The sequence below is a fragment of the Prosthecobacter debontii genome, from assembly GCF_900167535.1.
Taxonomy (GTDB): Bacteria; Verrucomicrobiota; Verrucomicrobiia; order Verrucomicrobiales; family Verrucomicrobiaceae; genus Prosthecobacter; species Prosthecobacter debontii.
On the sequence record NZ_FUYE01000005.1, the window covers coordinates 114,756 to 139,682 of the forward strand.

General features: G+C 56.9%; 18 protein-coding genes. 13 read left to right on the forward strand and 5 right to left on the reverse strand.

Going from position 1 to position 24,927, the window contains the following annotated elements; translation table 11 throughout:
* Positions 1–13: 13 nt before the first annotated feature.
* The 5 genes from B5D61_RS09180 to B5D61_RS09200 all read left to right on the forward strand — a co-directional run bounded on the left by B5D61_RS09180 (position 14) and on the right by B5D61_RS09200 (position 8,234).
* The gene (locus tag B5D61_RS09180; protein WP_078813046.1) at positions 14–466 is read left to right on the forward strand and encodes a response regulator; all 453 of its coding nucleotides are present in this window, start codon (positions 14–16) and stop codon (positions 464–466) included.
* Positions 463–1,509, forward strand: a complete 1,047-nt coding sequence (locus B5D61_RS09185; protein ID WP_078813047.1) for a GAF domain-containing protein — start codon at positions 463–465, stop codon at positions 1,507–1,509. Before B5D61_RS09180 ends, B5D61_RS09185 begins: the two co-directional genes overlap by 4 nt.
* A gap of 4 nt (positions 1,510–1,513) precedes the next feature.
* Entirely contained in the window at positions 1,514–5,065 is a 3,552-nt protein-coding gene (locus B5D61_RS26625; RefSeq protein ID WP_217698950.1) for a GAF domain-containing protein, read from the forward strand.
* 106 nt (positions 5,066–5,171) lie between these two features.
* Positions 5,172–6,557 carry a UDP-N-acetylmuramate:L-alanyl-gamma-D-glutamyl-meso-diaminopimelate ligase gene (gene mpl / locus B5D61_RS09195; protein WP_078813049.1) on the forward strand — a complete coding sequence of 462 codons (1,386 nt, stop codon included), beginning with the start codon at positions 5,172–5,174 and terminating at the stop codon, positions 6,555–6,557.
* Positions 6,558–6,608: 51 nt separating this feature from the next.
* Positions 6,609–8,234: a glycoside hydrolase family protein gene (locus B5D61_RS09200; protein ID WP_176159323.1), complete on the forward strand. Its 1,626-nt coding sequence runs from the start codon at positions 6,609–6,611 to the stop codon at positions 8,232–8,234.
* Between the two features lie 10 nt (positions 8,235–8,244).
* Here B5D61_RS09200 and B5D61_RS09205 read toward each other — a convergent pair whose 3' ends face one another.
* The gene (locus B5D61_RS09205; RefSeq protein WP_078813051.1) at positions 8,245–9,702 is read right to left on the reverse strand and encodes an enolase-like domain-containing protein; all 1,458 of its coding nucleotides are present in this window, start codon (positions 9,700–9,702) and stop codon (positions 8,245–8,247) included.
* Between the two features lie 123 nt (positions 9,703–9,825).
* On the opposite strand from B5D61_RS09205, the gene B5D61_RS09210 reads away from it, so the two are divergent.
* A complete protein-coding gene (locus B5D61_RS09210; RefSeq protein ID WP_078813052.1) occupies positions 9,826–10,515 on the forward strand; it encodes an SGNH/GDSL hydrolase family protein in 690 nt (229 codons plus the stop codon).
* 6 nt (positions 10,516–10,521) lie between these two features.
* Here the strand turns inward: B5D61_RS09210 and B5D61_RS09215 are convergent, their stop codons facing one another.
* The 3 genes from B5D61_RS09215 to dprA all read right to left on the reverse strand — a co-directional run bounded on the left by B5D61_RS09215 (position 10,522) and on the right by dprA (position 14,529).
* Entirely contained in the window at positions 10,522–11,964 is a 1,443-nt protein-coding gene (locus B5D61_RS09215) for an NfeD family protein (RefSeq protein ID WP_078813053.1), read from the reverse strand.
* A 78-nt stretch (positions 11,965–12,042) separates the two neighbouring features.
* Positions 12,043–13,332, reverse strand: a complete 1,290-nt coding sequence (locus tag B5D61_RS09220; protein WP_078813054.1) for a glycosyltransferase family 4 protein — start codon at positions 13,330–13,332, stop codon at positions 12,043–12,045.
* Positions 13,333–13,428: 96 nt separating this feature from the next.
* The gene (gene dprA, locus B5D61_RS09225) at positions 13,429–14,529 is read right to left on the reverse strand and encodes a DNA-processing protein DprA (RefSeq protein WP_078813055.1); all 1,101 of its coding nucleotides are present in this window, start codon (positions 14,527–14,529) and stop codon (positions 13,429–13,431) included.
* Between the two features lie 14 nt (positions 14,530–14,543).
* Between dprA and B5D61_RS09230 the strand changes: the two genes are divergently transcribed.
* The gene (locus B5D61_RS09230; RefSeq protein ID WP_078813056.1) at positions 14,544–14,786 is read left to right on the forward strand and encodes a hypothetical protein; all 243 of its coding nucleotides are present in this window, start codon (positions 14,544–14,546) and stop codon (positions 14,784–14,786) included.
* Between the two features lie 44 nt (positions 14,787–14,830).
* Complete coding sequence (locus B5D61_RS09235; protein ID WP_078813057.1) at positions 14,831–16,789, forward strand: acyltransferase family protein; 1,959 nt, start codon at positions 14,831–14,833, stop codon at positions 16,787–16,789.
* Here the strand turns inward: B5D61_RS09235 and B5D61_RS09240 are convergent, their stop codons facing one another.
* On the reverse strand, positions 16,790–17,494 hold the full coding sequence (locus B5D61_RS09240) for a L,D-transpeptidase family protein (RefSeq protein ID WP_078813058.1): 705 nt from the start codon (positions 17,492–17,494) through the stop codon (positions 16,790–16,792).
* Positions 17,495–17,688: 194 nt separating this feature from the next.
* Here B5D61_RS09240 and B5D61_RS09245 point away from each other — a divergent pair, with 194 nt between their 5' ends.
* The 5 genes from B5D61_RS09245 (at position 17,689) to B5D61_RS09265 (ending at position 24,654) form a co-directional block, all read left to right on the forward strand.
* Positions 17,689–19,089 (forward strand): DUF1501 domain-containing protein, encoded by a 1,401-nt coding sequence (locus tag B5D61_RS09245; RefSeq protein ID WP_078813059.1) that lies wholly within the window; start codon positions 17,689–17,691, stop codon positions 19,087–19,089.
* Positions 19,090–19,271: 182 nt separating this feature from the next.
* Positions 19,272–20,069 (forward strand): SDR family NAD(P)-dependent oxidoreductase, encoded by a 798-nt coding sequence (locus tag B5D61_RS09250; RefSeq protein WP_078813060.1) that lies wholly within the window; start codon positions 19,272–19,274, stop codon positions 20,067–20,069.
* Complete coding sequence (locus B5D61_RS09255; protein ID WP_078813303.1) at positions 20,066–20,968, forward strand: ROK family protein; 903 nt, start codon at positions 20,066–20,068, stop codon at positions 20,966–20,968. The genes B5D61_RS09250 and B5D61_RS09255 overlap by 4 nt, the downstream gene beginning before the upstream one ends.
* Positions 20,969–21,103: 135 nt before the next feature.
* Entirely contained in the window at positions 21,104–22,378 is a 1,275-nt protein-coding gene (locus tag B5D61_RS09260; RefSeq protein WP_217698951.1) for a phenylacetate--CoA ligase family protein, read from the forward strand.
* Positions 22,379–22,437: 59 nt separating this feature from the next.
* Positions 22,438–24,654: a redoxin domain-containing protein gene (locus B5D61_RS09265; protein WP_078813061.1), complete on the forward strand. Its 2,217-nt coding sequence runs from the start codon at positions 22,438–22,440 to the stop codon at positions 24,652–24,654.
* The last annotated feature ends 273 nt before the right edge of the window (positions 24,655–24,927 follow it).

Genomic DNA, 24,927 nt, shown 5'->3' on the forward strand with positions numbered 1-24,927 from the left:
ACTTCCGAAATTCATGCACCCGAAAGTCATTCTCCTGGTTGAAGACAATCCTGATGATGAAGAGCTGACCCTCATGGCTCTGGCGAAGAATAACATCCTGAACGAAGTCGTGGTCGCTCGCGACGGGGTGGAGGCTCTGGAGTATTTATTCGGTGATGGCCCAGAGTCGTTTGCACAACGTCATGTGGTGCCCGCGATTATCCTGCTGGATTTGAAGTTGCCACGGGTGGATGGGCTGGAGGTGCTGAAACGCATCCGCTCGGAGGAGCAGACGCGCATGCTGCCCGTGGTGGTTCTTACATCTTCTCGCGAAGAAAGGGACTTGCTCGAAAGTTATTCTCTGGGTTGCAATAGCTATGTGCGTAAGCCGGTGGACTTTGCCCAATTCGTCGAGGCGACTCGTCAGCTCGGGCTTTACTGGCTACTGCTCAATGAATCACCACCTGTCAAACCGCTTACCTCATGAAACCTCTGCGCGTTCTTCTGGCTGAAGACTCAGATGATGATGCACAATTGATCCTCCAGCGTCTTGAGCGGCATGGTTACGAGTGCGTGGCCAAGCAGGTGATGGCTGCCCTCGATCTGCAAACCGCTCTGGCGACAGAAAGCTGGGATATCATCTTGTGTGATTACGTCATGCCGGGTTTTGATGCGTTGGCGGCTTTAAAGATCGTCGCAGCGCATGGAGAAGATATCCCGGTGATCGTGGTGTCTGGCACGGTGGGGGAAGATGTGGCTGTGGCGACGCTGAAGCATGGTGCGCGGGATTATATCTTGAAGCAAAATCTGACGCGCCTCGGTCCGGCAGTGGATAGCGAGCTGAAGGAAGCTTCCGCGCGCCGATATGGGTTGCTCTTGGAAGCGATTGCGCGAAGCTATTCGGAGATTTTGGAAATGATTCTGAATGGCTCACCGCTAACGGCCATTTTGGAGCACATCGCCCAGCGCATTGAGCGGCTGAGCCCTCACGGAGCCTTATGCTCGATTTTACTGACGAATCCGGCTGGCACACATCTGGAGCATGGTGCGTCCCCTAGTTTGCCCAAGGAGTTCGTCCAGGCGGTCAATCCAGTGGCCATTGAAGCCGGAGTCGGGTCCTGCGGTCACGCGGCGGCGGTGAAGGAAACGATGGTGGTGGAAAATATTCTTGAGCATCCCAATTGGCAGTCTTTGAAAGCTCTTGCCGAGAGACATCGACTCAAAGCTTGCTGGTCGGTGCCGGTTTTTTCATCGGGTAGAGAAGTGGTGGGAACCATGGCGGTCTATTATCGCACGCCGCGCAGTCCTCTGCCAGATGAGCTCGGCTGGGTCGAGTCAGCGGCCAAACTCGTGGGGGTAGCGATCGAACGAGGTCGCTCTGAGGCGAGGATACGCGATCAGCTCGACGAGCTACTGCGTTGGCAAAATGCGATGTTGAATCGTGAAGATCGTGTGCAGCAGTTAAAAGTTGAGGTAAATGAACTACTCCTGCGCTTGGGTGAACCGGTCCGGTATTCCAGCCAGGTGTGAGATCATGAAAGCCCCTATTCCTGAAGATGAAGACGAGAGACTCGCCATTCTGCGCGAGTATGAGATCCTCGACACCCCTCCAGAAGAAGCCTTTGATGGCTTGGCGCAACTGGCTGCACACATCTGCCAAGCTCCTATTGCCTTGGTATCGCTGATCGATGAAAACAGGCAGTGGTTCAAGTCTCAGGTCGGCATTTCCGTCAGTGCAGGGGAGACCTCTCGGGATACGGCCTTTTGCGCGCACGCCATTCTTGACAGTGGTCATGTGATGGAGGTTCCGGATGCGAGTCAAGACGCACGTTTTTCTGACCATCCCGATGTGACGGGAGAAATGCACGTCCGATTTTATGCTGGAGCTCCTCTAGTGACTCGCGGAAAGCATGCGCTTGGCACGTTATGTGTCTTGGATCGTGAACCGCGGCATCTGACGCCTGCTCAGGTAGAGGCGCTGGAAACACTGAGCCGAAACGTGGTGGCCCAATTGGAACTCCGCAGGCAAGCGCGGCAGCTCGCACGTGAGATCGCAGAAAAAGATCGTTTCGCGAGTATTTTAGAGGAGCAGAACAGCCAACTTCTTCGCAGTGAGCAGGAGACGAGTCGCCTGTTGGATTTGGCCGAAAAATCCCGCAATGCTTTGCTCAGCGTTTTGGAGGACGAGCAGCGCTTGGGGCGCGAACTGAGGCGTTGGGCAGATGCTTTTGAAAACTGTGCTCAAGGCATCCTGATCTGCACGCCCTCGGATCAGAGTATCTTTGCCAGTAATAGTGCCTTAGCTCGTTTGCATGATCGGCCTTCGGGGGAGATTGCCGGGCTCAAGCTCAGTTCGCTCTATCCAGTCGATCATCACCTCGCCTTGCAGCAGCACATCGTTGAAGCGGATCGAGAAGGCCAAGTGCAGTTCGAGATGCCGATGCTTCGTGCTGATGGCAGCACCTTTGATGCTCAAGTGGATTTGGTTAGCGTTCGGGAATTTGAAAGTCCGCCTTTGTATTGGGTGGTGACGATTCAGGATATATCTGAGCGCAAGTTGGCTGAGCTGCTTTTGGCACGCACCAACCGTGCCCTTAAAATGATGTCGGCCTGCAATGAATCGGTGGTGCATGCCACCGACGAACAGCATCTCTTGGCAGAAGTATGTCGACTTGCGGTGGAGATCGGCGGCTACCGGATGGCATGGGTGGGTTATGCCATGAATGATGAGAGCCACTGCATTCAACCCATGGCTCATGCCGGCCATGAGGCGGGCTATCTCAAGCACATTCAGCTCAGTTGGTCTGATGCTCACCCCACGGGGCATGGTCCCGCCGCTCGCTGCATTCGCTCCGGTCAGACGGTGATCTGTGAGGACATCTTCCAGGAATCCGCAGGATTTTTCTGGAAGGAAGAAGCGCTAGGACGCGGCTATCGCGGTATCGTGTGTCTGCCCTTACATGATGAAAAGCGCACCTTTGGTCTTTTGGCTCTCTATGCATCGGAAGTCCATCAGGCGGGGCCTGATGAGATTAAGATGCTTCATGAAATGGCCGAGGATTTGGCCTTTGGCATTCGCCACATCCGTAGTCGTCAGGAGCGGCAGCGCATGCAGGATGTGGTGTTGAAGGTATCCCAAGCCGTGTCGGCAGGGCATGGAGAAGACTTCTTTCAGTCACTCACACGAAACATGGTGGAGGCTTTGGAGGCAGATGGCGGTATCATCGGTAGACTGGATCCGAAGGTTCAACAGAGTGTGGAAACCAGGGTTCTCTTCATGGATGGCCAACTTAAAGAGAATGTGCATTACCAACTCCCTGGCACGCCCTGTGAGGGAGTGAGCCTCGGCTACACTTGCATTTTTGAAAATGGTATCCAGACGCAATTCCCTGAGGATACGTGGCTGAAAGACAACGGGATCGAAGCTTATGCTGGCATCCCCTTAATGGATACGCGCAATGAGGTCAGCGGTATCATGGCCGTTTTTTTCCGGCATCCTCTGGATCACACCTCACTTGTGCACTCGACCCTCAAAATCTTTGCCGCGCGTGTGGCCGATGAGCTTGAACGGCAGGAAACTGACGAACGGATTTTTGAACAAGCCTCTCTGCTCGACAAAGCTCAGGATGCGATCCTGGTGCGGGATCTAGAGCATCGGATCACCTACTGGAACAAGAGTGCGGAAGCGCTCTATGGCTGGTCGGCAGAAGAGGTGGTTGGTAAACGAGTCACGGATATCTTTTACCAATCAACAGGGGACTTTAACGACGCCATCCACCAGCTCTTCCATGAGGGGGAATGGGTGGGCGAGCTGGATCAGTATGCCAAGGATGGTAAGCCGCTAATCATTGAGTGCCGTTGGACGATGGTGAAAGACAGCGTGGGGAAACCCAAAGCGGTTCTTTGCATCAACACCGACATCACGGAGAAAAAGCGCCTGGAGCAGCAGTTCCTACGGGCGCAACGCATGGAGAGTATTGGCACTTTGGCGGGGGGGATCGCTCACGATTTGAACAACGTTCTCGCCCCGATCATGATGGCCATTGATCTCCTCAAGATGCGGATGACGGATCAGATCAGTCAGGACATTCTCGCCACCATTTCACAGAGTGCCCAGCGCGGCGCTGAGATGGTCAATCAGGTGCTTTCCTTTGCCCGAGGCATGGAGGGGCGGCGCATGGATGTGCATGCTCACATGCTCATTCGAGACATCGAAAAGATCGCTCGCGATACCTTCCCGAAGAATATTCAGATCGTCACCGACTATCATGAAAGCCTTTGGCCGGTGGTGGGAGACCCCACCCAACTCCACCAAGTGCTGCTGAATCTCTGTGTGAATGCCCGTGATGCCATGCCCGATGGGGGGCGGATCTCGGTCAGTGCCAAGAATGAGCGGCTGGATGAAAACTATGCGGCCATGAATCTGGATGCCACCCCTGGCCCCTACTTGGTTTTCCATGTCACCGACACCGGCAGTGGCATCCCGCCAGCCATCATTGAGCAGATTTTTGACCCTTTCTTTACGACCAAGGAACTCGGTAAAGGCACTGGCTTGGGGCTTTCCACCTCTCTGGCCATCGTGAAAAGTCACGGAGGCTTTATCCGGGTGACCAGCGAGCAAGGAAGAGGAAGCTCTTTCAGCCTCTATCTGCCCGCTCGGGAGCAGTCGGGCCAAATGGTGGAGGAAATGCAAGTGGAGGAACTGTCGCGCGGTCGTGGGGAGACGATTCTCGTCGTCGATGACGAGCTGACCATCCGCGAAATTACTCAGCAGACTCTCCAGGCGTTCGGATATAAAGTCCTGCTCGCAGCAGATGGGGCCGAGGCGGTCACTCTCTATGCTCAGCATAAGGGGGTAGTCTCCATTGTGCTGACAGATATGATGATGCCCGTCATGGATGGCCCTGCGACGATCAAGGTGCTGCGGAAAATGACCCCGAGTCTGAAGATCATCGCCGCCAGCGGAATTTCGACCCAAGATTCCGTCACCCGGGCTGCCAATGAGGGGGTGAAGCATTTTGTTGCGAAGCCCTACACGGCGGACTCTCTGCTCAAAGTGCTGCGAGATTGCTTGGATGAGCCGTGAGCAGCGCAGGATGCACGAACTGAAATCTCTCGGAAAACTCCTTGCCCCACCTTCGTCTTGCCCTACCTGAGACGGCAGCCGCAGCCGGCTGGGCGCGGTTTCTGACATGTCCTCTTCTAAGCATCTCCATTTCATCGGCATCTGCGGCACCGCCATGGGCTCCACCGCAGTGGCTCTTCGTGCTCTCGGTTATACCATCTCCGGCTCGGACGAGAAAGTTTATCCCCCCATGTCAGATGTGCTGCGTGAGGCGGGTATCACGGTAAGCGAGGGCTACCTCCCCGAGAACCTGCCCGCTCATGCGGACGTGTATGTGGTCGGCAATGCTATCTCCCGTGGCAATGAAGAGTTGGAAACACTGCTGGAGAGAAAGCTGCCCTATGTCTCCATGGCCGAGCTGCTGAAGACGGAAGTGATTCAGGGAAAGCGCAGCTTTGTCGTGAGTGGGACGCATGGCAAGACGACGACCACCACGATGCTTTCCTGGATCTTTGAGCATGCAGGGAAGAATCCGGGCTTCATGATCGGTGGGGTGCCGGAGAACTTCACCAGTGGTGCGCGCTTCAATCATAGCGATCTTTTCGTGATCGAAGGGGATGAATATGACACGGCCTACTTTGATAAGCGCTCCAAGTTCCTGCATTATCTGCCGGAATGTGCCATCGTGAATAACATTGAGTTTGATCACGCCGATATCTTTGCAGATCTCGATGCCATCTTGCTTACCTTTCAGCGTTTGCTGAATAGTGTGCCACGGAATGGACTGGTTTTGCTCAATGGTGACGATAAAAACTGCCTCGGCCTGAAGAGTTATGCACCCGTGAAAACGGTGGGCTTGGGAGAGAGTTGTAGCGAGCGCATCCGCATCACGGAAGCGACTCCCGAAAGCACGGGGTTTGAGATCAACGGCGTGCCCTTCAGCGTGCCAATGATCGGCGAATTCAATGTGCGCAATGCCGCTATGTGTGTTTGCGCGGCACGCCATGCGGGCTTGAGTGATGATGAAATCCGAGCCGGGTTGGAAAGCTTTAAAGGTATCCGTCGGCGTCAGCAGGTGAGAGGTGTGGCGGGTGGAGTCACGGTGATCGATGATTTCGGTCACCATCCGACGGCGATCCGGGAAACCCTGCGTGGTCTGCGTCAGCGGTATCCAGGCCAGCGTCTGTGGGCGGTCTTTGAGCCGCGCTCGAATACGAGTCGGCGTAATCTTTTGCAGAACGAGTTGATCGAAGCACTCAAGGAAGCTGATGGTTCCGTCATCGCGGCAGTGGCCAACCCTGAGAAAGTGGCCGCCGCTGAGAGGCTTGATCCGGAGCTTGTGGCGCGCAGTGTGAGTGCTGCGGGCAAACCCTGCTATCATGAGCCCGATGTTGCGGCGATTGTGAGCCGCTTGAAGGGTGAGACCAAGTCAGGAGATGTGATCGTGATCTTCAGCAACGGCGGTTTCGATGGCATTCATGGGAAGCTGCTGAAAGCCTTGGGGGAAGACTAAAGCCCTGTTTTTAATGCGTGTTGGGAGATGGAAGCTGCGTTTCCTCTCCCCATGCTTCATCGGCGTCAGTTTCTCCAAACCACAGCGGCCACTCTGGCCTCAGTGCCTTTCTCTCAAGCGGAGTCAGCCCGTGCTAAGGCTCCCTTTCGAGTCATTTACAGCAACGATACGACGAACATCACCAGCTGCGTCAGTCCCTTTCACCAGGCACGACAGCCGTTTCGCAAGGAGATGCTGGAGGCGACGGTGGATGAAGTGGCGGGGCGTGTGGATGCCCACTTCCTCCAGCCAGGTTTAGGCATGGTGCCCATGTGGCCGAGTAAGGTGATGCCGCTGGAGCCTCATTATGCCTGGATCAAAGAACGTTATGGGGTCGGGCCGGACTCATTTGGCAATTTTGTCATGAGGGGCGGAGATGTCGTTCAGATCTTTGTGGATCGCTGCCGGGCCACAAAGCAAGCCGCGTTCATCTCATTCCGGCTAAATGATGCCCATCACAAAGAGTTCACTCACCCAAAGCCAGGAGATAAACCGGGTAGCAGCATGGGCATGAGTGTGACCCAGCACTATGTGGATCATCCCGAATACACGTTTAAGCAGGAATCCAAACGGGGCGCGGATCTCGTGCAGAACTGGATTCACGACGATGTGCGAGCTCAGAAGCAGGCGCTCATTACGGAGCTTTGTGAGAACTATGATCTCGATGGTTTGGAGCTGGACTACATGCGGTTTTATAGCTTCTTCGACGAAGCGGGTACGTCCCTGGCGCAGCGTCAGCAGATCATGACCGGTTTTGTCAAACAGGTGCGTGAGGTCTTGGACCGGACCGCACGTGGCGGGCGCCGTCGCTGGTTGTGTGTGCGGGTTCCTTGTTTGCTGAAAGGGCTGGATGCGCTCGGGCTGAACCTACCCGAGTTCGTTGCTGCGGGCGTGGATATGGTGAACATCTCCGCCAGCTACTTCACCACTCAGCAAATGGAGATCGCCGAGATTCGAGCCCTCGTGCCTGAGCCTGCGTCACTCTATGTCGAGATGTGTCATTCCATCGCCAACGGCACTCGGCTGGTGCCTGGGTATGACACCTTTACCTTCCGCCGGGCGACACCGGAGCAGTATGAAACCACCGCACATCTGGGCTACGCTCGAGGGGCGGATGGTGTGAGCCTCTTCAATTTTGCCTACTATCGCGAGCATGGGGGACCTGGACGTGGACCTTTCGCTGAGCCTCCATTCGAGGTCTTGAATAAACTGGGTGATCCTGCGCCCTTGGCCAAGAAAGCGCAGCATTGGTTCCTGGCCACCGGGTGGAACAATCCGTATGTGCGTCCCCCCATTTTACCTCGTGGCTTACGTGAGAAGAATCAGACTCGGTTTGAGCTCGATATGGCTCCGCCTACCGGGGGCTGGAAAGGAGAGGGAAGACTTCGCCTCCAGGCCGATGCCCGCTTAGAAGGTCGGGTGATCCTGGCGCGCTGCAACGGCACCGAATTGAGTCCCCATGATGATGTGAGCGAACCTTTTGAGAACCCTTATCCGTCCTTGTTAGGCAAGCCTGAAACCTTGCGTGCCTGGAAGGTGCCTGCGGCCTTATTGAAGAATGGTCACAACACCTTCGAGTTTATCCATCAGAGTGGTAAACCTGTGACGCTGGATTATCTGGATGTGCGGATGGGTTGAGCGGGATGTTTTAAAGAGCTGCCATGCCGCCTTGCTTGATCCATGTATTCAGAGGCGTTAGACTCTCCAAATTCAATTCGATGCCACAACCAAACGGTGCTGCGTTGATACTGCGGATATCGAGTTGTCCGGCTTGGATGGCGAGCGTCGGGAAGCCCTTGGCATGGGCGTCATAGAGGCCAGGATGCGCGGCTAATACGGCCTGCTGCACTTCAGGCGAGTACATGGATAAGCCACGGAAGTAATGATGCCCGTTGCGCTCCACATGAGAAATGCCCAGCGTCGCCATCATGGCCAGATCTTGCAGCAAGGCTACCGGACCGACATTGGCCAAATCTTCGCCACTGAGGATGAGTGGGCGGGATGCGGAGGCGGCTCGTGTTTGGATCAAGGCAGCGTTGGTGATTCCTTTGAGGATGCCTTTGCAATTCTTATGACTGGTGCCGCTGTATCCCAGGCTCAAAGCTCGAGGGAGGTCCTTAACGGAACTGTCGGCTTCATCAATGATGATGCCGGGTCCATCCTTCCAGCCAGCGATGGCCTCTTCTACATCGTCCGCCAGAGCATGCGCTCGATGCAGAGGTTGTTCGATGAATAACAGGTTTTGAAACAGGGGGGCTAGAGATGGATCGGCACTGAGTGCATCATAAAACTCGCGGAAGGCAGCCAGTACCTGAAATTGCTCATTGCCATCCAAGGTGGCTTTGAAGCCTTGAGGGCATTCTTCCACGAGCACAGCGGTAATCTGGCGCAGCCGTGGCAAATCCACCTCCTTTTGACCGCAGACTTTGATCTTGAAGTAACGCAGCCCGTAAGTACGAATGGATTCATCCAGACCTTGAGGAAGACCATCGTCCAAACGCTCCTCCGCAGGAATGTCTCTAGCGCGGAGTGGATCACCCAAGCCGACAGTGTGACGCACTGCGACTTGGTCGGCCGGGCTGGAAGTCAGCACGTCGGCGGCTTGGATGCCCCGCAGTTCCTCATGAATTTTACCCAGATCAATTCCGGGTGCATCGCTGGTTAGCCAACGATGCAGAGGTGTCTGTGCTACTTTGCAGAGGGCATCAAGCACCGCTCTTTCCATGAGGCTGACTCCGAGATTGGCCAGTAGAGAGGGGATTTGTTTCACGCCAGCCCAGCGAGCTTGTTCCTGATAGAGGGCCTGCCACCAGGGGAAATAACGAATCGGCTGCATGGCCGCGTTTTCAGCGATGCGAGACGCGTTTTGAACGACAGCCAGCATCTCGGCCAGATCCTGCTCGCAACTGGTGGTTGGGTCTTTGGTGAACCACTTGGGGGCCAAACCTTCACTGGCAAGGCCCTGTGCGGTTTTGCCATCAACGCTCAGGGTCACACTCACGAAGAGATGCGGGAGGGCACTCAGACTGGCGATCCCATACTTGAAGGGAAAGCGCGTGCGCATCGGCAGAACGTGGAAGTGGATCTCGTGGATTTGGAATTCCATGGCATGAACAAAAGAGCTTGGATGACGGGTGCTTTCACATCTTTTTGTCCATGGACCGAGGTTTTGTTTCGAGGGTGCGGTTTTGACTTGTCAGAACGGGCCGGTCTTTCTCAAGCTGTGCGGATGAAGCTCCGCCATTTGCTCTTGTCGCTGCCCTTTGCCGCCAGTCTTTTGATTCACGCTGCCGACCCGGCACCCAAGAAGTCAGCTCCGCATCCTTCAGTGGTGCCGGTCGATGACGTGCCGGGTTTGCCTCGTGTGTTGCTCATCGGTGACTCCATTTCCATGGGATATACCTTGCCCACACGGAAGCTGCTGGAAGGTTTCGCCAATGTGCATCGCATCCCCCAAAACGGTGGTCCCACAAAGAATGGTGTGGCGAACATGGAGAAGTGGCTAGGCTCTGGCCTCTGGGATGTCATCCACTTCAACTGGGGAATTCACGATCTGAAGATCATGCCGGATGGCAAGCGCCAAGTGGAGCCTGCTGACTATGAGGCCAATCTACGCAAGCTTGTCGCCCGGATGCAGAAAACGGGGGCACGCTTGATCTGGGCCTCCATTACCCCGATCCCGCAAGGCCCGCTCATCCCACCTCGTGAATTTGGCCAAGTGGCGGAATACAATCAGATCGCTGAAAAAGTGATGAAGGAAAACGGAGTGACGGTCAATGATCTCAATGCCTGGATCACCCCTAAACTTGCGGTAATGCAGAAGCCACAGGATGTGCACTATCACGATAGCGGCTCTGAGTATCTTGCCCAAAAGGTGGCGCAGGAGATCAAGGCGGCGTTAGCAAAGGAGCGGAAGTAGAAAGCTTTACGCCAAGGGCTCAACGATGATCTTGGGCCCTTGGATTTCACGCACTTTCACTGCAGTTCCGTTCAGGAGGTAGCCGCCTTCAACCATGGCTTCCAGGCGTTCTTCACCGAACTGCACGGTGCCATAGGGGCGCAGAGCACTGCAAGTCTGGCCCACATCTCCCACCTGCACGATTTGACGTTTGGGGAGCGCGTCACCTCCATCAATGGCGGATGCCAGCACGAGTTTTTGAAATGGCCCTGTTTGAGGAAGGAACCGGAATACTGCGAGGATGACCACTCCCGCTCCTAAAATGCCTAACGCGAAGTTACGCAAACCGATGGCATAGATCTGGATGTCAAATCCGTTCCCGCTTTCACCTTCTCCAGGAGTGGTTCCAGGTAGGGGGGGCATCTCCCACGCGGACATGGTGTAAACCAGGGCCACCATGACAAGGAGAAAACCCAGGATGCCGGGCACCAGCAGCCCTGGAAAGACAGCGAGTTCCATGATTAGCAGGATGATGCCGATGACAAAGAGAGCCGCGACAGCGGCCGTCTCTTGGCCGACCAAACTACCTGCGACATAGTGACCGAAAAAGAAGAGACTGAAGGCGGCGATGGATACAAAACCGGGGATACCAAAACCAGGGGTCTGCATCTCCAGGTAACCACCGGCCACACCAATGAGAATGAGGAGGGCTGCATACTTGGTGACCCAGATGGCGATGGATTCAAAACCTGTCGGCTCCGCTGTGACGAGTGATCCTTTCAATCCTTCGGCTTTTTTGATTTCCTCCAGAGTATCCACGATGCCCTTGGCGAAGACGGGCTTGCCATTATCCAGCTTCAGAACGGCTTCTTGGGCATCCAGGGTGAGGATGGACTCCTTGGTATCCAATTCCAAGTCCCCCACCTTCAGTTCGCGACTCATGTCAATCATGGCTTCGATGACACGCGGATCATGGCCTTTCCGTTTGGCGACAGCGCGGGCCATGCCCATGGTGGCGGAGTTCATCTTGGCTCGCTCGGCTTCGCCCATTTCCTGAGCGTTTCCATAGATCGGGGTTGCCGCACCGGCGGTGCTGGTTGGGGCCATGTAGATGCCATCGGTGGCGACGGCGATCATGGCCCCCGCGGAGAGTGCACGTTTGTTGACGAAGGCAAAGCTGCGTGGCTTGAGCTTTTGCAGATCGTTCATCATGAGATCCACCGTGTCCCATAGCAGCCCTCCAGGAGTATCGAGATCGAAGATCACCGCTTCGGCTCCTTCCTGGCTGCAACGTTCGAGCGTGCGGGACATGAATTCAAATCGAGCCCGCGCAATGAGGTCTTCCTCACCGACGGGGATGACGACGACCTTGCCCTTGTAACTCTCAGCTTCGGCTCCTACAGCAGGGCTCTGGAGGCTGATCAGAAGAGTGAGGCCAAGCAGCAGACACTGGAGCAGGGGCGACTTCATAGCGCGCAGCATAGCTTGCCCAGCACATGTGGCAACGCGTGAACCGCGCTTGTTTTGGAATCGCTTGCGAAAGAAAGCTTAAGAAGGCCGGACCTGAGCCAACACAGCGTCGAAACGCTCGGCCATGCGGGCAGCACTGAATTCATTGCGCACTCCAGCAAGGCCACGGTTGGTCAGTTGTTCGCGTTGATGATCATCTTGCAGCAAGGTGGCCAGTGCGTCCGCGAGCGCCTTTGGATCATCGGGCGTGCAGGTCACCCCGCCACCGGAGGCAGCGATGAGTTCGGGGAAGGCTCCATGCTCAGGCTGCACCACAGGCACGCCGCTGGCCATGGCTTCCAGGATGTAAAGACCAAAGGCCTCTCCGTAGGTAGCTGGCACGGACATCACCGTGAGATTGCGGAAGAACTTCACCTTATCTGAGAAGTTGACATTGGGATGCCATTCCACCCGTTTTTCCAGACCGGCATCACGCAGCTTTTTCTGGAGTTCATTCACATACTTCTCGTCTCCGGCGGTTTTCGCTCCCCCGATCTTCAGCTTCACCCGTGGCACGCTGCCGCGGCGGCAGAGCTCGATGAAGGCATCCACAAGGGTCGTGAGGCCTTTACCATGGATCATGCGCGCGAAATAGCCGATCACCGGCCAGTTTGGATCTGGATCAGCGACGCCGAAGGAATTGGCATCCAGGCCATTGTAAACCACCGAAATTTTATCCGCGCTGACCCCCAGCTTTTCCTGCATGACCTGAGCGTAGAAGCGGCTGGGAGCAACGAACTGAGAGACATGTTGAGCATTGCTACGCATGGCGGCCCAGCATTGCTCGCGATAGGGATCAATGAGGGTGTCGAGGAAGGAATCCTCTCCTTGCAGGGAAACCACCACAGGGATGCCCAAGTCACGCTCAATCGTGGGGCAAAGGCCCATAAGCAGGCTGTTGGAGAGCGAGACCACATCGGGCTTTCCTTCAGTGCGGATCCACTCGATCAAACGCTGCCACTCAGGCCATTGACGACCCGATTCTCCCTCCAAGGCACCCAGGGCCATTTCCCCCAGGTCTTTGGCGCTGGTCATCCCCATGAACTTGGCGGCAAAGCGCAGGCGCTCCGGTTTGTCCAACCAGCGATGCACGGCACGCGGCACATAGCGGAACCAGGGAAGCTTCTGTTGAAGATAAAGCGAAATGCCGCCGACCCGGATGCCGATCTCGGGATTTGCCACCTCGCGGTCGGTGACGAGGGGCAGGTAAAGCGGGGCCATCAAGGCATCGTGTCCCCGAGCGCGTAGCGCTTTGATAAGCGCATTGTCTCGCAGGCAACTTCCGCAGTGAAAGTTGCCGGTTCCGGGCGTGAGATGAAGGATGCGCATAAAGGTTAAATGTCAGGAAACGAGAAAGGGGGCGCGATGATTAGCCTATGAGATACGCATCGGCAAGGCCCTTGGAATCAACAGCCTCGGTCAGACTCAATTTACGCGCACATATCGCCGCCCGGGGAGGGCGCGGATGAGGCGTTTCATCTCCAGGCGCATCAGATTGACGTTCACTGTGCCAGGGGCCAGCCCAGAGCGGGAGGTCAACTCGTCGATGTGAAGTTCGTCCGAGGTTAAGGCATTGAAGAGGATTTGTTCATCCAGCGTCAAGGTCACGGCAGGAGGTGGCGGCTCGACTTTCGGGGCCGTGGGTGCGGTAGGAAAGAGCACCATCAGGTCGTCGAGAATGTCTGCCCCATCCATCACCAGCTTCGCCCCCTGTTGAATGAGGCGATTGCAGCCTGATGAGGTGGGTTTATCAATCGGCCCCGGCACGGCATAGACCGTGCGGCCTTGTTCCGCTGCCTGCTGGGCGGTGATGAGAGAACCGCTTTTGACTGGGGCTTCGACGACGAGTAAGCCACTGCCCCAGCCTGCCACCACACGATTGCGATACGGAAAAGTCTGGCGGTCAGCAGGCCGGTCCACCGGATACTCACTGATGACGGCACCCTGCTGGGCGATGCGTTCAGCCAGGGCCTTGTTCTCAGGCGGATATAGCCTGCCGATGCCAGAACCGATCACCGCGACGGTGCGCCCCTTGGCCGCCAAGGCTGCTTCGTGGGCAGCGGTATCAATGCCTCGTGCGAGCCCGCTGATCACCGTGTAGCCCGTGTAGGCGATCTGAAAGCTCAGTTTTTTGGTCGCATTCATGCCATAGATCGTGGCATGACGGCTGCCGACGACACCGATGGCATGGTGATCCCGTTTCTGGAGCTCTCCCCAGACATAGAGTAGCACCGGTGCATCATGCACCTGTTTGAGCAGAGGAGGATAAAGATCATCCTCTTGAGTCAGTAAGGTCAGACCCCGCTGTCGGACTTTCTGGAGTTCCTTCTCCAGGTGGCCTTCCCGGTCCCACTGATGAATGGCCTCGGCTTGAGCTGAACCGATGCCCTCCACCCGGAGCAGATCCGATACGGAAGCCGATAGCACGCTCTCAGGAGATCCCAGAGCCTGAATCAAGCGCCGGATACGCACCGGACCTACCTGGGGGATCAGGTTCAAGGCTAGGTAGGCTTCAGTGCGGGTCATTCGAACACTATGACGTGTTTGCTCCGGGTGACAAGCCAGAGAAAACATCCTTCTTCCTGACCCGCCATGAGTTTGTCGAGTGGTTCGCTGACCAGTCCGATCTCGGTCTCACTGGACTCGAACTGGAGATGAGTGGCTATGGCGTAATCGGCGCATCAGCCGGGATCGGCTGTGGGATGAACGGGTCTGCCACTGAATGGGCATACTGGCGGATGCAGCTTCGCTTTGACGATCGGGCGATGCGTGACAATGAATGAGTGACTGAGAGTCTCAGATTCACCGCCTCCTAGCATCCAGTTCAATGAGTCTTCCATCATCTTCATCATATCGGCCTGACATTGATGGCCTGCGCGGCGTGGCCGTGATGATGGTGGTTCTGTTCCATGCCGACTTTGGTTTTAATGGTGGCTACACAGGGGTGGACTTATTTTTCGTGATCTCAGGTTATTTGATCACAGGTTTGCTGTTTAAAGAGCTGGATCGGGGGGGCATTGACTTGGTGAGTTTTTGGGAAAGGCGACTCCGCCGCATCGCTCCGGCCTTATTGGTGATGCTGTTGGTGACAGTCGGGGCTGGTTACTTCCTCCTGATGCCGGATGCGTTCTCGTCCTTGGGGGAATCGGTGATCGCTCAGGCGCTTTTCTGCGCGAATCTCTATTTTTGGAAGGACTCTGGGTATTTCTCTTCAGCTTCCGAGGAAAAGCCTCTTCTTCATCTGTGGTCGCTGGCTGTGGAAGAGCAGTTTTATGTGATTCTTCCAATTGTTCTCATATTAGGGCATGCTTGGCTGAAGAGGCGTCGTGGGATGAGCACCACACGCCGCACTTTGGTTAGGGGCTTAGCTTGGCTTTGGGGGGTGAGTTTTGTGGCGAGCGTTGTGTGTGTTTATCGAGATGCCAATACAGCTTTTTATTGGCTACCCCCTCGAGCTTGGGAGCTGTTAACGGGTTCGGTTTTAGCAGGCCTCCCTCAGACATGGCTGCCGCGAACAAAGCGCATCAGGCATTGGATAGGCAGCCTTTCGTTTGTGATGATCTTCGTTGCGGGGCTGGCCTACGAGGATGAGACCCCCTTTCCAGGGCTTGCAGCCCTTCTCCCATGCCTGGGGGCCGCGGGTTTAATCTGGGCACACGCTCCGGGGGAGAATGTGCCACAAGGAGATCGCTCCTGGACATGGCGTTTGTTCACCTGGCGACCTTTGGTGGGTATCGGACTGATTTCCTATTCCCTCTATCTGTGGCATTGGCCCCTTCTGGCGTTGGCTCATTACCTCAATGTTTCGAAGGAGGGATTGGCTGTCGGTGTGCGTGCAGCACTTGTGGTTGCGGCAATGCTGTTGGCTTGGGCTTCATGGAAGTGGGTTGAGACTCCGTTTCGGAAGAAAGGCCTCATCACCTCTCGGAGAATGGTGTTTGGTTTGGGGCTGGGATCCATCATGACCTCCTTGATGATTGGTGTCTGGCTGGTGCGTGGACAGGGGCTTCCTGAGCGAATTCCAGAATCGGCTTTGAACTATGCGCGTGGTCGTGATGATCGAGACCTAACGGCGAGTTGGACGGGTCTGGAGGCTGCTCAGAAGGGTGAGTTTCCCCAGTTTGGTGCTGAGGGCAGACCCGTCCGCCTCATGCTCTGGGGGGATAGCCATGCACGCAGTTTGATGCCGGTTTTAGATCGTTTGTGTGAGGAAAATCAGGTCGCAGGGGAAATGGCGATTTACAGTGCCACCTCTCCCACGTTTGGCTTCTACCGCCGCAGCCGTCATGGTTTGAATGAGCGGACGGAATTGCTGGCAGAAGCTGTGCTGGCCAGGCTGAAACAAACCCAAGCCTCTCATGTCATTCTAGCGGCGTACTGGATGGAATGTTCAGGCAAGGACTCAGTGAGGTTTGAAAATGCATTGGTGCAGACGGTGCAACGATTGAAGGAGGCCGGTCCCCAAGTCTGGGTGGTCCTGGACGTGCCAACTCAACCTTACGATGTTCCTAAGGCATTAGCTCTCGGTGGCCTCTGGCCTAGCGATGCCGTCGCCATGAGCACGAGCATGGAAGAGTATCACGTGGCCAATAAGGTGATGCAATCCTTGATACCTCGCTTAAAAACGGCGGGAGCTCATGTGGTTGAACCCATGGAACTTCTCACTGGTGCGAAGGGACGCAGCCGTGTCGAGCATGGGGGGCACTCACTTTACATCGATTCTCACCACCTCTCGGTTACAGGGGCGCTTTTCCTCAAGCCTTTGTTTGAGCCTCTGTTTAAATGATCACAGATACAGCGTCGTTCCTGGTGGCACCGGGCGCTTTTTCGTGGGCTTGTAGCTCTTCTTCTTCGCCTGTTGGTGAGGTGTAGAAGGGGTGGCCTCTGGGGGCTCATAGGCCGCCACGGAGGCATCACCCACGATCTCGACTGGTGTGCCGTGAGGGGTGGCATGATAAAACGCCGCTGCCATGTGAGTGGGCAGACGGATGCAGCCGTGCGAGGCGGGATAGCCCGGCAGGTAGCCTTCATGCATGCCAATGGCTCCAGTGACCCGCATGAAATAGTGCATCTTGGCTCCCAGAAAACGAGTGCCGGGTGGGCGGATGTCCGTGCGCACGTCCACATCTTCCATCACCACGTTGTCCGCCTCATCCACATAGGCTCCATAGAGGGAGGAGCGATGATAACGGTCCTTTTCAGTGATGCGAAAAACCCCTGTCACAGTGGAGTGGCTTTCTCGGCCAGAGGAAATCGGAGACAGCCCCACGAGCTGCCCGCCTTTGTAATAGCGGATACGCTGAGCGGAGAGATCAATCACGATGCGTGGACTGCCTGCCACTTGATCGCCATTCCAGAAGGCTTTGTCGCGCTTTACGATGGGCGCACTGCCTGCAGCTGGAGGTGTGGGCTGAGAGGAGCAACTGCTGAGAAGGCTTCCGACCAGTAACAAAGCACAGTTCAGACGGACAAGCGGGCAGAGGGAGATCATGGCAGGAATACAACGATCAAAAAGCGATCCCTGGCCTTTGTCGAGACTGGAATTTTCCTCTTCAGGAGTCCCCGTTGTATGGAAACGCCTGAGGCTGCTTCGGAAACGGCGCTTTTTCCTGTCCTCACCCTAGGACATTGACGGCGGGAGCTGGCTTTTGGTAAAAAATCCCCTGGCACCCACGTTCTAAGCCTATGCTCCCTTCCCGACGCTCCTTTCTTCAGACCACGGGCTGTGGTTTCGGGTATCTTGCCGCATCTGCTTTGGCTCAGAGGCAGGCATGGGCTGCGGGCGGCGTGGGATTTCAGCCGCATCATGTGCCCAAAGCCAAGCGCGTGATCTTTCTTTTCATGCAGGGTGGGGTCAGTCACGTGGATTCTTATGACTACAAACCGCGACTGCTGAAGGACGATCAAAAGATCATTGATATTGCCGATCCTCGCACGGTCGCAAAAACGGGCAAGGGCTCACCCCAACGACTGAAGAAACCCCTGTGGGAATTTGCCCAGCAAGGCGAAAGCGGACGCTGGGCCTCCAATCTCTTTCCGCACATCAATCGCCATGTGGATGATCTCTGCTTCCTCCATGGCATGCATACGGAAGGTGTTGCACATGGCCCGGCGACCTTGTTTCTCCATACAGGCACCACCAGCTTCATCCGTCCCAGCATGGGAGCTTGGGTCATGTATGGACTCGGTTCTGAGAATGAAAACCTGCCAGGCTTTGTAACCATCAGCCCCAGCCTAGGCAATGGCGGCCCACGGAATTACGGCAATGCCTTTCTACCAGCTCGCTATCAGGGCACCCCGCTCGGGCGCAGTGGTCTGCCCAGCCAGGAGGCCAAGATCAAAAACATCGTCAACACAGCATGGACACCCGAGCAGCAGCGGCGACAGTATGAATTGTTAGGCGCTCTTCATGCTCAACAGATGCGCCCTGGGGACACCGAGATCGAGGCCGTGATCCAAAGTTATGAATTGGCTTGGCGCATGCAGAACAATGCCCCGGATGCCTTGGATTTGGCTCAAGAATCCGAGTCCACTCTCCAGCTCTATGGCATTGGGGAGAAAGTCACCGATAACTTCGGGCGGCAGTGCCTCATGGCGCGTCGATTAGCGGAGCAAGGGGTGCGTTACATCCAGGTCAACTACGGCGACAACTCTAACAACCCGGCCTGGGATCAGCACAGCAATCTGCCCAAGCATGGTGATCACGCCGCTGCTGTGGATAAACCCATCGCTGGTCTGCTGGAAGATCTTAAACAGCGGGGCTTGCTGGAAGACACCATCGTTTGGTGGGGCGGTGAGTTTGGTCGCACCCCGTATGCGGAGCGCAATGGCACTGGGCGAGATCATAACCCCGCCGGATTCACTGTTTGGCTGGCGGGTGGCGGGGTGAAGGCGGGTTTCGCCCACGGAGCTACGGATGAAATCGGTTTCCAAGCTGTGGATGGGAAAGTCCACATGCACGACCTGCATGCCACCGTTCTCCACTTGTTAGGCCTGGATCACGAGCGACTCACCTTCCGGCACGCTGGCCGCGACTTCCGCCTCACGGATGTGCACGGCCATGTGGTGAAGGAGATTTTGGCTTGAAGAGTGATGCGGCCACTTTTGGCCGCAAGGAAGGCCAAATGACGAACCTTTCTCCGGGGGGACCCCCCTCGAGGTTGGATTGCGGGCAAGAGTGCTCGCATCACTTGTCCCATCCCGCCTTAGAGGGAGGGGCGCACAGTTTAGGATTGTCCTAAGGCTTCAAGCCTGGATACTGAGGGTACATGAGTGTGCGTTATGATGTTGAGGGGTTGGTGGTCCTGATCATGGGCGGCACCACGGGCTTGGGGCTGTCTGCGGCCCAGGCGCTCGTGGAGCAGGGGGCTTGCGTGGTGGTGACAAGCCGGAGTGAAACCAATGTACAGGCGGCGTTAGACGTACTGGGGAAGCGGGCTCGCGGTTTTGCGGCAGATGCCAGTGACCCAGCGACGGCTGAGCGAGCGGTGACTCTGGCGGTGGAGTCCTTTGGTCGTTTGGATGCCTTGTATCATGTGGCGGGGGGCAGTGGTCGCTCGCGTGGGGATGGGCCGCTGCATGAGATCACCGATGAGGGGTTGCGTTATACGTTAGACCTGAACCTCACCTCGGTGATGGCATCGAATCGCGCTGCGGTGAAACAGTTGATGAAACAGCGTCACGGTGGTTGCATCCTGAACATGGGCAGCGTGCTGGGGTGGTCACCCTCGCCGGAGTTCTTTGCCAGTCACGCCTATGCGGCGGCGAAGGCGGGCATTCTCGGATTCAGCAAATCCATCGCCAGCTACTATGCTCCGCAAAACATCCGGGTGAACGTCATTGCTCCGGCGCTCGTGGAGACGCCCATGTCCAAACGCGCGGCAGGGGATGAGGCGATCATGAGTTTTGTGCAGGCCAAACAACCCTTGGAGGGCGGGCGCATCGGCGTGCCGGAGGATGTGGATGGAGCCGCGCTTTTTCTGCTCTCGCGGGCGGCGAAGTTCATCACGGGGCAAGTGCTCGCCGTGGATGGCGGATGGACTGTATCGGAGGGCCGCAGCGCATGAGTTTGGCGATTGGAATTGACCTCGGTGGCACGAATATCAAGGCGGTGCTCATGGATCGTGAAACGGGTTTGGTGCAGGCCAGCCGCAGCCGACCGACCTTGGATGGAGAGTGGGTGGAGGATGTTCCTCGTTTTGCCCTCAGTGTGCGAGAGCTGGTGCTGGAGTTTGAAACCTTGGCCGGTGGGGAAAGACTACCAGTAGGGCTCTCCGCACCGGGTTTGGCTCGGCCGGATGGGCGCTGCATCGAGTGGATGCCGGGCCGCATGCATGGTCTGGAGAAGTTCGATTGGAGCCACTTTCTGCAACGGTCGGTTCATGTGCTCAACGATGCCCACGCGGCCCTGCTAGGGGAGGTTTGGACCGGGGCCGCCAAGGGCTGTCAGGATGTCTTCATGGTCACCCTCGGCACCGGTGTCGGCGGCGCGATCTTTAGCGGTGGTCGTTTGCTCAAGGGAGCCATCGGTCGAGCCGGGCACCTGGGGCATCTTTCCACGGATGTGCATGCCCCCCTGGATCTCTACGGCACGCCCGGGAGCCTGGAGGTAGCCATTGGCAACAAGACGATCCAACAACGAGGGGAAGGGCGCTATGCCAATACCCATGTGCTGCTGGAGGCGCTGACGGCGGGAGATGCCCACGCTGAGGCCGTGTGGCTGGAGTCGGTGAAGCATCTGGCCGGTGCCTTGGCGAGCCTGATCAATGTGCTGGACCCAGAACTGATCATCCTGGGCGGCGGCATCGCCACCGGAGCAGGGGATCGTCTCCTGAAACCTTTGGCGGAAAAGCTTGCGGACTATGAATGGCGTCCCGGTGGTCATCGGGTGCCCTTGGCTCTCGCCAAGCTCGGCGATGATGCCGGTCCCGTGGGCTCGGTGCGCGGCTTGGCGGAGGTGCGATGAGGAAATTCAGGTCGTCGTGGCAAAGAATCTGGCCGATGCCGGGAGGTCTAGCAGACATGGGCGAAAACCGCTCCGGTGGAGAGGGCGGGGTGCATCTCTATTTGACCGGCTCCCTCGGCTCGACAAGGCTTCCCTGTGGCTGATGAATGTTCTTCGATTGATCGTGGCCGCTTGCGCACGGGGCAGTGGCGCAAGCTGCGTGGGCTATTGCTGATGCTGCTGGAGGCAGACGGCTTTTATGCTCGCAAATTCCGCGCCGCAGGGCTGCAACCGTCGTCGGTGAATGGCGTGGAAGATTTCATCCAGAAGATGCCCTTCACGGAGAAGCAGGAACTGCTGGCCGATCGTCTGGAGCATCCGCCCTTTGGCACGCATCTGACGCAGCCGCTCACGGCTTACACGCGCTTTTGCCAGACCAGCGGCACCAGCAGTGGCCAGCCCGTGGCTTGGCTGGATACGCCGGAGAGTTGGGAGGCTATGCTGGCGTGCTGGCGTCGCGTGTATGAGGCGGCGGATCTGGTGAAGGGGCAGGACAGGATTTACTTCGCCTTCTCCTTCGGCCCGTTCCTGGGGTTCTGGACCGCTTATGAAGCCGCCAACGGTCATTACCTGACTTTGCCAAGCGGAGGGCTTTCCAGCCAAGCTCGCCTGGAGATGATGGCCCGCTATGGGGCGACGGTGCTGTGTTGCACGCCGACCTATGCGCTGCGTCTGGGCGAGCTGATCGGGCCGGGTAGCGGGGTGAGCCTGGAGTCTCTAGCGGTGAAGAAGGTGATCGTGGCAGGAGAGCCCGGCGGCAGCATCCCCGAGGTGCGCAGCCGGATCGAGGCACTCTGGAATGCCCGTGTCTATGACCACCATGGCATGACCGAGGTGGGCCCCGTGAGCTATGAAGCCACCGAGACCCCCGGCCGCCTGACGGTGATCGAAGAAGCTTATCTGGCTGAGGTGGTGGACCCTGAAACAGGTGTGGAAGTGGAGGACGGGCAGCAGGGTGAGCTGGTGCTGACCACACTGGTGCGCACGGCGGGGCCTCTGCTGCGCTACCGCACCGGAGACTGGGTGAAGAAGGTGATGCATGCAGGCCGCCTCACTCTGGAAGGCGGTGTGCTGGGCCGCGTGGATGACATGGTGGTGCTGCGTGGGGTGAACATTTATCCGAGTGCCATCGAGGCCGTGGTGCGGCAGTTCAGCGACGTGGAAGAGTTCATGGTGGAGCAGCGCAAGGTGGATGCCATGGATGAAATCGAACTCCTGATCGAGGTGCCGGGGAATGTGTCCAAGAGCCTGCTCAAGCAGATCGAGTCCAAGCTGCGAGATACCTTCTCCATGCGCATCCCGGTGCGGCTCGCGGAACCGGGCAGCCTGCCCCGGCATGAGTTCAAAGCCAAGCGCTGGCGGAAGGTCTGATTCTAGAAGGGTAGGGAAGGAATGGGCAGCGTGGCGACGTTGATAGTCTCCTGTCGCCTATGTCCAACCGTCTGTTAGTCGCGTCCCTTTTCCTGTCTCTTGCTGCGAGCCATGCCGCTGAGCCCTTACCCGGCCATTCAGCCCATGGTGAAGCCTTCAATGAAGGTCCACGCCAAGCCGCAGTGCTGATTCCCGGCACGGGCAAGGTGAGCTTTCCGGTGACGACGACGAGCCAAGAAGCCCAGGCCTTTTTCAATCAAGGTGTCGGGCAGCTTCATGGCTTCTTGTATTATGAAGCGGAGCGTTCCTTTCGGCAGGTGGCGGTGCTCGATCAGGATTGTGCGATGGCTTACTGGGGCATGGCCATGGCCAACGTGAACAATGACAAACGGGCGCGTGAATTTGTCAAGGAAGCGGTGGCTTTGAAGGCGAAAGCCGGTGCCGAGGAGAAGCTGTGGATCACCACGCTGGAGACCTTTTACAACGACGACAAGCGCGATAAAAAACAGCGCGCGCTCGATTTCATCCGAGATCTGGAAACCATCGTTCAAGACTACCCGGAGGATGTGGAGGCGAAGGCTTTTCTGGCCTGGAAGATCTGGCATGCCAAGGACCAAGCCCCGATCTCCAGTCCCCAGGCGGTGGATGCCTTGCTGGACCAGGTCTTCGCGGTCAATCCCGAGCATCCGGCGCATCATTACCGCATTCACCTGTGGGATGGCAGCAAGCCGATTCGTGCTCTGAAGTCTGCGGCGAGCAATGGTCAAGCCGCCCCAGGCATCGCTCACATGTGGCACATGCCCGGGCACACCTTTTCCAAACTCAAACGCTATGACGATGCCGCCTGGCAACAGGAAGCCAGCACACGGGTGGATCATGCCTCCATGACGCGAAGCTGGATTCTCCCAGACCAGATCCACAACTACGCCCACAATGAAGAGTGGCTGGTGCGCACCTTCAATGAACTGGGGCGTGCTCAGGATGCCATTGGCCTAGCCAAAAGTTTGATCAAGAATCCCCGACATCCGCAATACAACACGCTGGAGAAGGGGAGCGCTCGTTATGGAGTCATTCGCCTGCTGGAGACCCTGCAAACCTGGGAGATATGGGAGGAGGTCTTGAGCGTGACGAATGGCCCATGGGTCAGGCCCATGGCCGACGCAGCGGATGCGGAGACGGCACGCTTGAAAGCTCGTGGTTTGGCCTTCTATGCACAGGATGAGGTCAACGCTCTGGAGGCGACGCTGAATCAACTGCAAACGCTCAATCAAACCGCGCTGAAAAAGCGACGTGAAGCGGATGCCAAGGCGGCCAAGGAGAAAGATAAGGCGAAGGATAGGGAGCAAGAAAAGTCGAAGGACAACAAGAAGCCAGACAAGCCTGATGAAGGCCCGGCGGCGGAAGCTCTCAAAACCTTGCAGGCTTGCCATGCGGTGCTGCTGCCACGGCGTGATGCCGCAGCCATCGTCGAGGCGGTGCAGAAGGATATTTCTAAACCGCTGGCGGCTTCACTTTGGTTGAAGCTCGGCCAGAAAGCGAAGGCTGAAGCCTTGTTAAAAGATTGGCCCGAAGATCTGGCAGCTCAGTTGGCCAAGGTCGAACTGAAGATGGCTCTCGATAAGAAAGCTGAAGCCAAGCAAGATCTGGAGAAGGCAGGCAAGCTGGCCTTTGCCATGGATCGTCATTTACCTGTGAGCCAACGGATGGATGCCCTGGCCAAGCAACTGGGGGTGAAGGGGGACTGGCGTGCTCCAGCGCCCGTGCGTCAAGACAGTGGTCAGCGCCCCGCCCTGGATACCTTAGGTCCTATCCATTGGCAGCCCCCCCAGGTTCCCACCTGGGAGGCGTTGACCCTGGAGGGCCAGCCTGTGACGGCGGAGCATTTCCACGGGAAACCGCATCTGCTCCTCTTTTATCTGGGCAGTGCTTGCGGTCATTGCATGCAGCAGATCAAGGCGTTTGCCAAAGAAGCGCCGAGCTATCGGAAAGCCGGGATCGAACTGGCCGCCATTACCCTGGAGCCCATGTCCTTGGCGGGGCGCATCACCGAGCAAATGCCGGATAAGAAGCTGCCGCCTTTCTCGCTCTTCTGTGATCCCGGCCTAACCATGTTTAAAAGCTTCAAAGCTTACGATGATTTTGAGCAGGAACCCCTGCACGCCGCCGTCTTGGTGGATGCGCACGGCAAGGTGCGCTGGTGGGATGTCAGTTGGGAGCCGTTTACGGATGCAGGCTTCCTCCTGCGTGAGGCTAAACGACTGCTCCAATGGGACTGAATGAGCGGCGGGAAGGATGGGATCTTTACCGATGAACACGAAGCTGCGCTCTTTGGGGACACTTATCCACGATCTAGCCTGTGGATAAGTTCACCTAAGGCGTAGGTGGGGTGGTGGCTTGAATGCCGTCACGAGTGGGGCTGTAAAGAAGGGTCATTTTGCACGAAAAGAGGTGAAGGCCTAACCATATCTTTGGAAAACGATATCCCGTATTATTGTGCTCAATGCGGTTGGCTTTCAAGGCTCTGGCATGAGCGGTGCTTAATCGGTTGT